Source organism: Flavobacteriales bacterium (assembly GCA_020435415.1).
GTDB lineage: Bacteria > Bacteroidota > Bacteroidia > JACJYZ01 > JACJYZ01 > JACJYZ01.
Window position 1 is genome coordinate 1 of the sequence record JAGQZQ010000037.1, and the last position, 15,063, is coordinate 15,063.

8 protein-coding genes are annotated in these 15,063 nt (G+C 50.0%); all 8 read left to right on the forward strand.

What is annotated here, in order from left to right; genetic code table 11:
* Positions 1-612, forward strand: a 612-nt coding sequence (locus KDD36_07805) for a UDP-N-acetylmuramate--L-alanine ligase (protein MCB0396541.1), incomplete at its 5' end; no start/stop codon positions are given.
* A complete protein-coding gene (locus KDD36_07810; GenBank protein MCB0396542.1) occupies positions 609-1,391 on the forward strand; it encodes a hypothetical protein in 783 nt (260 codons plus the stop codon). The genes KDD36_07805 and KDD36_07810, both read left to right, overlap by 4 nt.
* A gap of 6 nt (positions 1,392-1,397) precedes the next feature.
* A complete protein-coding gene (gene ftsA / locus KDD36_07815; GenBank protein ID MCB0396543.1) occupies positions 1,398-2,669 on the forward strand; it encodes a cell division protein FtsA in 1,272 nt (423 codons plus the stop codon).
* Positions 2,670-2,705: 36 nt separating this feature from the next.
* A complete protein-coding gene (gene ftsZ, locus KDD36_07820) occupies positions 2,706-4,190 on the forward strand; it encodes a cell division protein FtsZ (protein MCB0396544.1) in 1,485 nt (494 codons plus the stop codon).
* A gap of 51 nt (positions 4,191-4,241) precedes the next feature.
* On the forward strand, positions 4,242-4,691 hold the full coding sequence (locus tag KDD36_07825) for a GatB/YqeY domain-containing protein (protein MCB0396545.1): 450 nt from the start codon (positions 4,242-4,244) through the stop codon (positions 4,689-4,691).
* Between the two features lie 182 nt (positions 4,692-4,873).
* On the forward strand, positions 4,874-6,811 hold the full coding sequence (locus KDD36_07830) for a 1-deoxy-D-xylulose-5-phosphate synthase (GenBank protein ID MCB0396546.1): 1,938 nt from the start codon (positions 4,874-4,876) through the stop codon (positions 6,809-6,811).
* Between the two features lie 248 nt (positions 6,812-7,059).
* Positions 7,060-13,323, forward strand: coding sequence for a gliding motility-associated C-terminal domain-containing protein (locus KDD36_07835; GenBank protein MCB0396547.1), 6,264 nt, complete (start codon positions 7,060-7,062; stop codon positions 13,321-13,323).
* A 35-nt stretch (positions 13,324-13,358) separates the two neighbouring features.
* Positions 13,359-15,062, forward strand: coding sequence for a gliding motility-associated C-terminal domain-containing protein (locus KDD36_07840; protein MCB0396548.1), 1,704 nt, complete (start codon positions 13,359-13,361; stop codon positions 15,060-15,062).
* The last annotated feature ends 1 nt before the right edge of the window (position 15,063 follow it).

Sequence of the window (15,063 nt, forward strand, 5' to 3'; positions counted from 1 at the left end):
ACCGGCCCGGGATGGATCATCGATGACATTCAATACAGTCAACCAGGGCTGCACAATATTGAGAATGCACTGGCCGCAACCGCCATGGCCGTTGAAGCCGGATTAGAGACATCAGCGATCCGGGAAGGCCTGGCCACCTATGAAGGCGTCAAAAGGAGATTTGAGTATGTTGTCAATGCCAACGGTGTGGTATATATCGATGACTATGCCCATCATCCTACGGAGATCAGTGCGTGCATTAAAGCGGCACGGGATTTCTATCCGGGGAAAAAGATCACCGGCGTATTTCAACCTCACTTGTTCTCACGCACCAGGGACCTGATGGATGGTTTTGCCGAAAGCCTTTCCGCACTGGATGAAGTGATCCTGTTGCCTATTTACCCCGCTCGTGAACTGCCCATTGACGGTGTTGATTCCGAAGCGTTGCTGGAGCGTATTCCGGTAAATCAAAAATCAGTCTGCGAAAAAGAAAATCTCACCGCAAGGATCTTAAACGCAGACTGTGAAGTACTGCTGACCCTGGGCGCAGGTGATATTGATACGTTGGTAGATCCTTTGAAGAAAGGTCTGGAAACGAAGTACGGACTCATAACGGGGAGGGAAAAAGTATGAAGAAAGTGATGAACATATTAGCCGTTGTTGTGGCAGGTGGTGCCATCATTGCCGCGATGGGTTTTGTCTCCAACGAACGGAAACAGGTAACATGTAAGGACATCGAAGTGCTCATTCAGGGTTCAGATGCCATACACTTCCTGGATGAGAAACGCGTGCGCCTGATGCTGATGGACATGGGCGAACTGATCCTGAATAAACGGGCATCCGAGATTCCACTTTCCACGCTGGAAGCCAGACTTAGGAATAATCCATATGTGAAGGAAGCGGACCTGTATATGACACTGGATGGCATCCTGGAAGTATCGTTGCAACAACGCGAACCCATTGCCCGCATTATGACCGGTCCATCCAAAAGTTATTACATAGACAGGGAAGGTTATCTCATGCCACCTCCGGATTACTTTACCGCACACGTGCCCGTGATCAACGGTCATTTCAGTCTGCCTTTCCACTCCGAAAAGCCCATAGGTGAGGGGGGAATTGCTACGGCAGACAGCAGTCTGATACGTGACCTTTATGCACTGGCCAAATACGTTCATGATGACCCATTCTGGAACTCACAGGTGGTACAGATCTATGTAAACAGACACAAGGAAATTGAACTCATTCCCCGCGTTGGAGATCATCGCATCCTGCTTGGAAATGTAGAGGATATGAACGGTAAGTTGGACAAGCTTCGCGTATTCTACAACGAGGGACTGAGATATACAGACTGGAATCAATATTCAACCATCAACCTGAAATACAAAAATCAAATCATCTGCACTAAAAGGTAAAGCGCTATGGAATCATCGGAAATCGTCGTTGGACTGGACATCGGCACCACAAAGATCTGTGCCATCGTCGGCCGCAAAAATGAGTATGGTAAAATTGAGATCATCGGCATGGGTAAAACCGAGTCCGTGGGCGTGATGAGAGGTGTGGTCTCCAATATTGAGAAGACCATGCAGTCTATCGCAGAAGCCATACAGGATGCCAGTGACAAATCCGGGGTGGACATCCGTATTGTCAACGTTGGCATTGCCGGACAACACATCAAAAGTCTACAACACCGGGGCATCCGTACCCGCGCCAGCCTGGACGAAGAAATTGGCCAGCGGGATATTGATGCGCTTATAGATGATATGTACAAGCTGGTGATGCTGCCCGGTGAGGAGATCATTCATGTGATTCCACAGGAATACATTGTAGATGCAGAGCAGGGAATCAAAGATCCGATCGGAATGTCGGGTATCCGGTTGGAAGCGAACTTTCATATTATCACCGGTCAGATAGCCGCCGCAAAGAACATTCATAAATGTGTGCATAAATGCGGCCTTGAAGTATCCGAACTCATTCTTGAGCCGCTTGCATCTTCGGAAGCTGTGCTCAGTGAGGAAGAGAAAGAAGCAGGGGTTGCTTTGGTTGATATAGGTGGTGGAACAACAGATATTGCCATATTCCAGGATGGCATCATCCGTCATACCGCCGTTATTCCATTTGGTGGAAACGTCGTTACCGAAGACATCAAGGAAGGATGCGGCATCATTCGCAGCCACGCGGAAGCGCTCAAAGTAAAATTCGGTTCTGCCCTTGCCAGCGAAAATCAGGAAAATGAGATCGTTTCTATCCCGGGATTAAGGGGAAGAGAGCCTAAGGAAATCTCCGTGAAAAACCTGGCGCATATCATCCAGGCCCGCATGGAAGAGATCATCGAGAACATATACTATGAGATCAGGAACTCCGGACTGGAAAACAAACTGATCGCCGGCATTGTGGTTACCGGTGGCGGATCCCAACTGCGGCACATCGCACAGCTGTTTCAGTATGTGACCGGAATGGACACCCGTATAGGCTATCCCAATGAACACCTGGCTTCAGGCTATCTTGAGGAAGTAAAAAGCCCGGCCTATGCAACCGGTATCGGGCTTGTGATCAAAGGCCTTGAATATTTTGAAAAACAAAAAGCCAAAGGATCCCCCATCAAATCCCATTCAAGAAAGACTAAAGGAAGTTTCTTCGATACCATCTTCAGCAAAAGCAAGCAGTGGCTGGATGAAGACATTAACGAATAGTGTATTAACCTAAGACTAAATCAACAGGAGGCTGTAATGGATAAACCAAAGATCAATTTCGACATGCCGAAGGACCAATCATCAATCATTAAAGTGATCGGTGTTGGCGGCGGCGGCAGCAATGCCGTAAACCATATGTACAAGCAGGGAATCAAAGGCGTGGATTTCATTGTATGCAATACGGATGCCCAGGCATTGGATATCAGTCCGGTACCTATTAAGATCCAACTGGGGGCAAACCTGACGGAAGGCCGCGGTGCCGGCTCCATTCCAGAGGTTGGTAAGAATGCTGCCTTAGAGAACATCAACGAGATCATGGACTATATGGCGATACATACCAAAATGGTATTTATCACCGCAGGGCTTGGAGGTGGAACCGGTACAGGCGCCGCCCCCATCATTGCAGCTGCAGCAAAAGAACGCGGCATCCTTACCGTAGGTATTGTTACTATTCCATTCACTTTTGAAGGAAAGAAAAGACGGCTGCAGGCGGAAGAAGGTCTGCAAGCCCTGCGGAGCAACGTCGACACCCTCCTGGTGATCTGCAACGACAGACTGAGGGAAATGTATGGAAACCTGACCCTGGCTACCGCCTTCGCTCAGGCAGATGATATCCTCACCACTGCTGCCAGGGGAATCGCTGAGATCATCACCGTAACAGGTTATATCAACGTAGATTTTGAAGATGTACGTACAGTGATGACCGATAGTGGCGCCGCCATCATGGGATCCGCTACTGCAGAAGGTGAAAGTCGCGCCCTGAAAGCCATTGAGAATGCGATGGCCTCTCCGCTTCTCAATGACAACAACATCCGCGGTGCACGCTACATTCTGCTTAACATCACCTCAGGTTCTGATGAAGTGTTGATGGATGAGATCACGGAGATCACCGATTATATCCAGGAAGAAGCAGGATCGTCAGCCGACATTATCTGGGGAACAGGAAAAGACGAGAACCTGGGAAATAAAATCTGTGTCACGCTGATTGCAACCGGCTTTAAGACCAACCCTGACACCGGACTGACTACCGACCATCAGGTTCAGAAGGTGGTCAGAAGCCTGGTGGATGATCATGAAGCCGAGCAGGATGATTCGCCCAACGCAAATGCAACTCCGCAGACAACCGGCCATACCGTGCCTCAAGCTGCCAGCCAGCCTAAACAAAACGATGAGCAGGTAAGCATTGAGTTTGATCTGCGTGTGAAACAGGACCAACCCCGGTCAGAGAATAAGCCGGTGGATAAATCAACACCTTTACCCTTTGAAAATCAGGAACGCAAATCACAGGAGCGCATTAACAAACTGAAAGAACTCAGCTTTAAATTGCGCACACCAAGCGGACTATCCGACCTGGAAAATGAACCTGCCTATAAAAGGCGAAATGTAAATCTGGACGATGTGCCACACTCATCGGAATCCCAGGTGTCGCGTTATACCCTGTCCGAGCCTGAGGAAGAAGGTGAGGAAGGCAAGAGCACCCTCAAACCTAATAATCCATTTCTGCATGACAATGTAGATTAATCAACGGAACATAAACCGGAGCTTAACCATGCCCGACACAAACATGCAACCATGTCTCTCATAACCACCATCGATCAGGATATCAAAGCCGCCATGCTGGCGCGTGAAAGTCAGAAACTTACTGCCTTGCGTGCCATTAAAGCAGCGCTCTTGCTCGCACGTACGGAAAAAGGACCGGCACATGAACCTGATGAGGCAGAGGAAGTGCGCATCCTGCAAAAGCTGCTTAAGCAACGGCAGGAGGCTGCGGCTATATACACTGAACAGGGAAGGGAAGACCTCGCAGCCAATGAACACGCAGAAGCCGCTTTCATTTCCAAATACCTTCCCGAACAAATGAGTGAGGAAGATGTCCTGAAACAACTCAAAGAGATCGTTGCAAAATCCAATGCAACCGAAATGAAGGACATGGGTAAGGTCATGGGAATAGCTTCCAAAGTATTTGCGGGAAAGGCAGACAACAAAATGGTGTCTGATCTTCTCCGTACACTGCTATCCTGATTCCGCTTCTTCGGGAGTCAGGCGGAATACCCGGTTGGAATGATCCGATTCCCTATTAATGTTAAAAGCACGTAAACCTAACAACATTTGATCGATAACTTTGTTTCCCTATAAGTTATCTTTTTTGATACCACAACACCATTAAATACGTATCTTTGCCGACGAAAGCACCTGATTCTACTATGGATTTCACCCCAGGAGACCTTCTTGCCGGAATAAAAGATCCGGCGGATCTGAGAAAGCTCAGGATCAATGATCTGCCCAAATTGAGCGATGAGCTCAGGCAGTATATCATTGATGTGGTTTCCGTCAAGGGCGGACATTTCGGCGCTTCCCTGGGTGTGGTAGAACTTACCGTAGCACTTCATTACGTTTTTAATACCCCGGATGATCAACTGGTTTGGGACGTGGGCCATCAGGCCTATGGTCACAAGATCCTCACAGGCAGACGCGAAGTATTTCCGACAAACCGCCAGTACAAAGGACTGAGCGGGTTTCCCAAACGCTCCGAAAGTGAATATGACACTTTTGGTGTAGGGCACTCTTCCACTTCCATTTCGGCAGCCCTGGGTATGGCTGTGGCATCACGTCACCAGGGAGATAAGAACCGGCAACACATCGCTGTCATCGGAGACGGTGCAATGACTGCGGGACTCGCTTTTGAAGGACTGAACCATGCGGGTGTGGAAAATTCCAATCTGCTGGTTGTACTCAATGACAATTGCATGTCCATTGACCCCAACGTGGGCGCATTAAAAGAATACCTTACCGATATCACGACCTCCCATGCCTATAACCGCATGAAGGATGATGTCTGGAACCTGCTTGGGATGATCAGCAAATTCGGTCCGAATGCCCAGGCCATCGCTTCTAAAGTAGAGAATGCGGTCAAATCAGCACTTCTCAAACAAAGCAATTATTTTGAATCCCTGAGGTTCCGGTATTTCGGTCCGATCGATGGCCATGATGTGAAGCACATGGTGAAGGTGATGAAAGATCTGAAAGAAATACCCGGTCCTAAGATTCTTCACTGCATCACCACCAAAGGAAAGGGATACCAGCCTGCCGAAGAAGGTGATCAGACCAAATGGCACGCACCCGGACTTTTTGATAAGACCACAGGAAAAATTCTGGTGTCTTCTGTTTCAAACGAGAAGAAACCACCGAAATACCAGGACGTTTTCGGGCAAACCATTGTTGAGCTTGCCGAACGCAATTCGAAAATAGTTGGCATCACCCCTGCCATGCCGTCGGGTTCTTCCCTCAACATTATGATGAAGGCCATGCCCGATCGCGCTTTTGACGTGGGTATCGCCGAACAACATGCTGTTACTTTCTCTGCAGGTATGGCCACAAAGGGAATGATCCCTTACTGTAACATCTATTCCAGTTTTATGCAGCGGGCCTATGACCAGGTCATCCATGATGTGGCCATCCAAAACCTCAAGGTCATATTCTGCATGGACAGGGGCGGACTTGCAGGTGCGGACGGTCCGACCCATCACGGAGCTTACGACCTCGCCTACATGCGATGCATTCCGAACATGGTGGTAAGCGCTCCCATGAACGAGGAAGAGTTACGCAACCTGATGTATACCGCTCAATTGCCTTCAACACAAGGGCCATTCAGTATCAGATATCCAAGGGGTAATGGTGTGATGGCAGACTGGAAAAAGCCATTCCAGAAGATCATGATCGGCAGAGGAAGAAAGATCACCGATGGCACCGATATCGCTATACTCACCATAGGAACTGTTGGAAACTACGCCATTGAAGCATGTGAAATTCTGAAAGACAAAGGAATCTCCGCTGCACACTTTGATCTGCGTTTTGTGAAACCTCTTGATGAAAAATTATTGGCGGAGGTGTTCCGCAAGTTTGATAAGGTCATCACCGTGGAAGACGGATGCATCATGGGTGGGATGGGCAGCGCAGTTCTCGAATGGATGGCAGATAAAGGTTACGCCGCTCAGGTAAAAAGACTGGGAATTCCCGATGCCGTTATCGAGCATGGTGAACAAACCCAGTTACACAAAGAATGTGGCTTCCATACACAGGATATCATCACCACCGCAGAAGATATGGTATGGCAGAAGAAAGGCGTGATGGCTGTAAGCTAGTCGTTTGATTTTACCTTCCGTGATTTTTCTTTTCTTAAGGTGATGTCTTTCCGTTATTCACCATTTGTTATTCACCTGTTTTCTAAGTCATAACACCATGCTAACGGTTGTGTTATCCTTGTTTCCGGCACCCGGGAGCTTTCCCATCGTATGAAACCCTTTGATCTGCAATGCGTACATTTATCCGGGATTAAATCTTCGGTCTGTCTCAGACTGATATGTGGTTTTCAAATTTTCTTGGGCTTGTTATGGGAACTCGTGCATTCATATGGAGGGCACTTCATCACCGGAAATCTTTTGCATTTTTTGTTTGTTGGTGCCTCTTAAGCTTCTCTGTCTTCGGTCAGAGGGGAAAGGACGGAACCAGGTCTGTAACCACACCCAATACCATTGTCAACGAATTTACCGCCCTTACCGCGGATGCCTCCACCGGAGACCTTATCATCAACGTACTCAACTCGGGGCTAAATGCGAATGGCCGGTTTAACGCCCCACTCGCTGCCGGAGATCTTGTGATGATCATCCAGATGCAAGGAGCAACCATCGATGGTAGTCCCAACGACAGCACATGGGGCCGCATACTCTCTTACAACAATTGTGGTAACTATGAATTCAAGGAAGTACTTGATGTACCCAGCAGCACCACCATCGAATTTTCATGCCCCCTCGCCCATGACTATACCGCCAGCGGCAGGGTGCAGGTTATCAGGGTTCCCAGGTTTAATAACCTTACGGTAACCAACAATTCCGTACTTACCACGCAAAACTGGAACGGAACTACCGGAGGTGTTCTGGTCGTGGAAGCACTGAACAACATCGTCATCAACAATGGTGGATTGGTTGATGCATCCGGACGAGGATTCCGGGGTGGCCAGTTGGATAACCAGACCAACTATAACATTACTGATTTTGCTTCTACCAATAATCAGTATGGTGGAGAAAAAGGAGAAGGTATTGCCGGTTTTCAGGCCGATTATAATGCATACGGTGGAAGGTACGGACGTGGTGCCCCGGCCAACGGTGGCGGTGGCGGAAATGCGCACAACGCCGGTGGCGGTGGTGGCGCAAATGCAAATATCCTAATGGCATATACCGGCAACGGAAATCCGGATCCGGGAAGTGGTGCTTCACCATGGACAGCTGCATGGGACCTGGAATACCCGGGATTCTCAGCAAGTACCTCTTCCGGGGGCGGACGTGGAGGATACACTTACTCCAGCCAGGATCGGAATGCTACCAGTGTTCCTCCGGGTAATACTGCATGGGGTGGAGACAACAGACATAATGTAGGTGGAAAAGGTGGAAGACCTTTGGATTATACGCTGGGCCGGTTGTTCATGGGAGGAGGCGGTGGCGCCGGTGATGGTAATAACAACGCAAGTAATGCAGGTGCTAATGGCGGCGGTATCATATACTTCCTTGGCTACAGTACTCTCAACGGCAATAGCACAGGTCAGATCAGATCAGATGGCCAAACCGCATTGAATACGATATCCGGAGGAAATGACGCACCGGGTGGTGGTGGTGGTGGTGGAACGATCATCCTGAATACCACCCAACTTATCTCAGGTGGCGTTGTTACGGTGAATGGTGGCGCCGGAGGCAATCAGATCATTACCTGCTGCGGCAATGAAGGCGAAGGTCCGGGCGGTGGCGGTGGCGGCGGGTACATTGGTTTGACCACGACCGATGGTAGCACCGTGATGCAAGTTACCGGAGGTGCCAATGGCGTCAGTGATTCACGCGGAGTGACTGAATTCCTTCCTAACGGCGCAACCGCCGGTGGCCCCGGAATTCTGGATACCATCTATCCTTACGATGTGAACATAGAAGCCATCAATGATACCATCTGCATCGGCTCCACGGCAGACCTGGTTGCCATGCTCACAGGCAACCCGGACCCCCAGATGATCCTGGTTTGGTATGACCTGATCGCTGGTGGAAACGTTTTGCAAACCGGGCCGAACTTTTCAGTAGGACCTTTATTTAATGATACCGTGTTCTATGTGGGTACATGTCCTGAGACTTATCGCATACCGGTTTATGTGACGGTTAACCCGGAACCTCAGATCAACCTTACCAATGATAACTCCGATTGTAAAAATGTTAATGATGGGTCGATTACCAGTGTCACGCTGGGTGGAACGGCACCTTTCACTTATACCTGGAGCAGCGGGCATACCCAGGCAAACATTACCGGACTCTCGCCAGGCACCTACTCGGTTACCGTGACAGACTCCGAAGGATGTACAGGCACCAACAGCACCACCATTTCAGAACCTACCTTTCTTATCGCAACGATCGTTTCCAGCACGGATGCGACATGCACCGGCGGATCTGCCACGGTTTCCGTTACCGGAGGAACCCCACCCTATACCTATGACTGGTCACCAACGGGAGGTACCCAACCAACGGCTTCCAATCTGCCACCCGGAAATTATCTGGTCATTGTAACAGATTCAAACGGTTGTCAGGCATTAGCCAATGTCACCATCGGCCAGGTATCAGCGCTTACAGGCACCATTTCCGGAACCAATGTAACCTGCAACGGGAGCAATAATGGAACGGCTGTTATCACACCTTCAGGTGGCATCCTTCCTTACCAATACCTGTGGTCAAACGGAGCTACACAATCAAATGTAGGCGGACTGGCCCCGGGAACATTCAACGTTACAGTTACCGATTCCGCCGGCTGTACACTCACCCGTACCGTTTCCATTACACAACCCCCAACTTTAAATGTGGGTGTGCAGTCCAAACAAAATGCGTATTGCGGAGGCGCCAACGGAAATATTACCATGGTGGCCAGCGGAGGTGCAGGACCATACACATACCTATGGACGCCCGGTGGGGAAACAACCATCTCTATTACAGGACTGGGGCCCGGAACATACTCTTTCACTGTAACGGATAACAACGGATGTACAGCCAGCCGCAGTGTCGGAATCGTGCTAACGCCTATGGTAACGGCAAGTCATACAAGCACAGATGCCAACTGTAACCTGGGAAGCGATGGCACCATCTCACTGACCGTAAGCGGTGGACAAACCCCATACACGTACAGTTGGGTGCCCGGTGGATATACTACCGCGAACGTGACCGGTCTTTCTGCAGGAACTTACTATGTCACCGCCACAGATGCCTGGGGTTGCAGTGTGGTAGACAGCACCACCATTTCCGAACCATCGGCCATGATCCTCACCGGGTCGAAGAATGATGCCACATGCGGAAGCAGCAACGGGCAGGTCTCCATCTCCGCCAGTGGTGGTAATCCCGGCTATACCTATCTCTGGTCACCAGGAAACTACACTACGGCTACGGTAACAGGATTATCGGCAGGTGCTTATATGGTTACCGTAACCGATAATACCGGTTGTGACATCACCTCTTCGGTGGTTGTAAATAACATCACCGGTCCTACCCTGGGTTTGTCATCCACGGATGTTTACTGTAACGGAAGCAATACCGGCAGCATTACGGTGACGCCCTCTGGAGGAACCCCACCATTTACCTATTTATGGGCTCCCGGTGGTTATACATCCGCTTCTATCAGTGGCCTTTCCGCAGGAACTTATGCGGTTACGGTGACCGACAACAATACATGTCTCGCATCCCAGGTGGTGGAAATCATGGAACCAACGGCCCTGGATGCCACCCTTAGCATGACACCTTTGTCTTGCAAGAGTTCCGGTGACGGAACAGCAACCGTTACCGCCTATGGGGGTACGCCCGGATACAATTATCTCTGGTTTGATGGCACCACCAATGCGACGGCAACCGGCTTATCTGCTGGCTCTCACTCCGTGACGGTGACTGACAACAATGGTTGTCCAATGCCATTTTCCGTTACCGTTACAGAACCTGATACAATCACGGGTACCGTCTCCGTAACAGATGCAACGTGCAACGGCGGAAGTGATGGAACCGCTTTGGTAAATGCCTCCGGAGGAATCTCACCATACAGCTTTAACTGGTCTCCTCTTGGCGGATCGGATTCGCTGGCCATCGGTTTACCGGCAGGAACATATACTGTGACCGTACGGGACTCCAACGGTTGTAGTATTCAGTTGACCGGAGATGTTTCCGAAGCACCGGCCATGACCGGTACAATCACATCTAACATCGGGGTCAGTTGTACAGGAGGAAATGACGGAACCCTGACCATCACTCCGGGCGGAGGATCACCCGGATACCAGTACCTATGGTCTCCTTCCGGTGCTACAACCGCAACCGCAACTGGGTTATCCGTAGGCATACACTTTGTAACGGTGACCGACACATACATGTGTCCACTATATCTCAACGACATCATTCAGGAACCTGACCAACTGCAGGGTACGGCTATTGAAGCAGGACCTACTTATTGCGGCCAGTCTTTAGGGTCCGCAAGAGCTGAAGTAACAGGTGGCACAGGACCATATACCTACCTCTGGGCTCCCAGCGGAGCAACCACACTGAAGGCTACCGGACTACCTTCAGGTGTTCACTATTTAACTGTGACGGACAACAACGGCTGTACCTCGGTTGATTCGGTGACCATTCAGGATATGCCTGGCCCCACTGTGGTTATAGATACCGTGACCAACGTGTCATGTTTTGGTGGAAGCAATGGCTCTGCAACCATCGTTGCCTCGGGAGGTACGGCACCATACACTTATACCTGGTCCCCTGCCGGACCCAGTTATCCCACCATGACGGGCATGACGGCCGGGCAGTTTTACTTTACTGTGACCGACGCAAACGGTTGCAGCGTATCTGACAGTGGGATGGTTACTGAACCACCCGTTCTTTCAGGAAGTATCGATGCCATTACACCACCCAGTTGTCACGAAGCAAGTGATGGATCCATTTCCGTCTCAGCCAGTGGTGGTACAACACCCTATGGCTATGTCTGGAATACAACGCCCGTGCAATACAATCCATCCCTCAATAATCTTCCGGCCAATTACTACCAGGTAACCGTAACGGATGCAAACGGCTGCAAGGTTGTGATGGACACCACGGTCATCGACCCTGGAAACATCGTGGGCGTAACCGGGGTAGTATCCCACGTGACCTGCGATGGTGGAAATAACGGCATCGCATCCGTTACCGCAACAGGCGGAACTTCGCCGTATACCTACCTTTGGGATGTGAACGGACAGGTAACGGATACCGTTGGTAACTTGTCTGCCGGGACATATCATGTGACCATTACCGACGTGAATGGTTGCACCGATACCACTTCTGTTATTGTGAATGAAAATGATCCGGTGATCACACTAGCCACGGATCCCGGTGCGGTTTGTCCGGGTGATACCGTGAAGATTTCTGCTGTCGCCACAGGTGGAGGAAGCGATCTTTATTATTTTATCTGGTCTCATGGCCTGGACTCCGATAGTGTTCAATATGTAACACCTACGGTCACTACAACCTATATTGTGCGCGCCGAAGATGAATTCGGCTGCACAGGTACTCCAGACTCAATCACGGTGAACATGCTCACACTGGATTCAGCGCTCCTGACCCTTAATTCCGGCATGACCATATGTGATGGCGATTCCACCACGGTCCTCGCCAATGTAACGGGGATAGCAGATTCCATCACCTATTCCTGGAGTCCCAATGTCGGAACAGGACCGGGACCATTTACTGTAATTCCTGATACCACTACTACTTACGTGGTTACCGTGGCCAATCAATGCGGGGCCACCATTGAGGATTCGGTGACCATTGAGGTGAAACAACTGCCTCTGGTCTTCTTCCTGGATCCTGATACGGGCTGTGTACCGCTTGATGTCACCTTCAATACACAGATTTCATCGCCGGGTGATACGGTGGTCAGCTGGCTGTGGGATTTCGGAGATGGTTCTATTGATACAACAGCGGTACCGGTGCATACCTATGATCTGCCGGGAACATTCTATCCATCGCTTACGCTGAGTCTGAGTTCAGGTTGTACATTCACCTTTGATGATACGAACGGTATCCTGGTATATGATCTGCCACAGGCAGACTTTACGACAAACCCTGACCCAGGTGTCATCTTTGACCCCATTCAGTTCATCGATCTGTCAACGGATGCAACCTACTGGCTGTGGACGTTCGGAGATCCGAACTACAGCTATTCAAATCTTCAGAACCCCACGTTTGTATACCTGGATTCCGGAAATTACGAGATCACCCTTCTGGTGGAAAATATGTATGGATGTACAGACACCATTACCAGGTGGCTGGAAGTTAAACCCCGCTACTACCTTTACGTACCGAACGTATTCTCGCCGAATGGCGACCACAAGAATGAATACTTCTTTCCGGTCGGTGAGAACATTGACCCTCAAAATTTCGTAATGTATATCTTTGATCGTTGGGGTAATGAGATTTTTCAGACAACGTCCATTCAAGGTTGGGATGGAACCGCCAATGAAGGAAGTGAAATACAACAGGAAGATGTATACGTATGGCTGATCTTGAGCTCGGACGCAGAAGGACGACCCATCCGTCTGATGGGGCATGTCACGCTGATCAAGTAGTCAGATCCCCGGGAGTGATACGAGAAAGAATCAAGATGATGCGCAGGTGGGCGTTGGTTTTCGGTTGGTGGCTTTGCGCTGCTTCTCTTCCTGCCCAGGATGTAGCGCTCAATGACATCACATCTCCCGTTGGCGGATGCATGCTCACCAACAACCGCAATGTTACGGTTCAGATATTCAACGATGAGACCACCATGTTGAATACACCCTTTGATGTGACCTATATCATCAATGGCCCCATCTCCGACTCAATCACGGAAACCATTTCCACCCTTATCCTGGCCAAGTCCATTTACACATACACGTTTGTAAAGAAGGCCGACTTATCCGTTCCCGGCACATACACCTTCAGGGCGTACACCAACCTTACCGGAGATAACGACCGAAGCAACGATACCCTTAATAATTATGTGGTGGCTTCAGATACATTCACCGTTGGTGGGGTGGTCTCGGATAGCGGAAGGTTTGTATGCGTGTCATCCAACAACCTTTGGCTTCACCTCAATAACTACATCGGCGATGTGCTGTCATGGGAGACTTCGGCCGATAATATCAACTGGACAACCATCAACAATACCACTGACAGCAATCATGTGACCAACATCCAGAATCCTGCCTGGTACAGGGTAATCGTTAAAAACGGATATTGCCAGGCCGATACATCCGCTCCCACATACCTTCAGATCGACAGTCCCTCGGTGGGTGGTAATCTTACCGGTCAAAGAACAGTTTGCGCTCTTTCAAACAGCGACACCATTCTCCTCAACGGACATCGTGGAGATGTACTCTATTGGGAATCGTCGGTGAACGGAGGAAACACATGGAACCTCATTCCGGATACCACAACCAGTCTGGTCTTCACAAATCTCACATCCACTACCTTGTTTCGGGCGGTTATTCGTAACGGCAGCTGTGCCATTATCACTTCGGATACGGTGACCATAACGGTAAGTCAACCAGCCGTTGCAGGTACACTGGGCGACAGCGCCATGGTTTGCAACGGGAACAATAGCGATACCCTGGCACTGACCGGATACTCCGGCACGATTACTGACTGGGAGTGGTCCACGGATTCCGGCAACACCTGGCTATCCCTGAATCATACCGATAGCCTGCTGGAGTATACCGATCTCACAGCATCTTCATGGTACCGCGTCATCGTTGGCAATGGCCTTTGCCCCGATGATACATCCAACGCCGTTCTTATCAACGCCAGCACCCTTCCCCCGGCGGTGGATGCCGGTTCGGATACCACCATCATACAAGGGGATACGATCATGCTTTCAGGTACATGTAATTCAGTTTTTCACTGGACCCCACCCGGTGGATTAAGTGACACCAGTATCCTGGATCCGTTGTGCTACCCCGGCAGCAGTACAAGGTACTATCTGGTCGCGGTGGATAGCCTGGGATGTTCGGCTATTGACTCAGTGAACATACTCGTGACCCTTCCTCCCGATACCACACAAAAGGAAGTGATCATCACCAATACCATAACCGCTAACCACGACGGGATCAATGATACCTGGGTCATTCAGAATATTGAACTTTTCCCTGAAGCGGAGGTGTTTGTTTATAATACCCACGGACAACCTGTGTTCCAGTCCACCGCCTATGATAATACCTGGGATGGCAGCTACCAGGGAAGCACGCTTCCGGATGGAACTTATTACTACGTGGTCCGGCTGAGTAAAACTGCGACCATACAAAAAGGCACACTGACGATACTTGGGCACTGAG

Coding starts and splice junctions, on each gene's coding strand:
- ftsA (MCB0396543.1), top strand. CDS start 1,398: ATGGAATCATCGGAAATCGTCGTTGGACTGGACATCGGCACCACAAAG.
- KDD36_07840 (MCB0396548.1), top strand. CDS start 13,359: ATGATGCGCAGGTGGGCGTTGGTTTTCGGTTGGTGGCTTTGCGCTGCT.
- KDD36_07810 (MCB0396542.1), top strand. CDS start 609: ATGAAGAAAGTGATGAACATATTAGCCGTTGTTGTGGCAGGTGGTGCC.
- KDD36_07825 (MCB0396545.1), top strand. CDS start 4,242: ATGTCTCTCATAACCACCATCGATCAGGATATCAAAGCCGCCATGCTG.
- ftsZ (MCB0396544.1), top strand. CDS start 2,706: ATGGATAAACCAAAGATCAATTTCGACATGCCGAAGGACCAATCATCA.
- KDD36_07835 (MCB0396547.1), top strand. CDS start 7,060: ATGGGAACTCGTGCATTCATATGGAGGGCACTTCATCACCGGAAATCT.
- KDD36_07830 (MCB0396546.1), top strand. CDS start 4,874: ATGGATTTCACCCCAGGAGACCTTCTTGCCGGAATAAAAGATCCGGCG.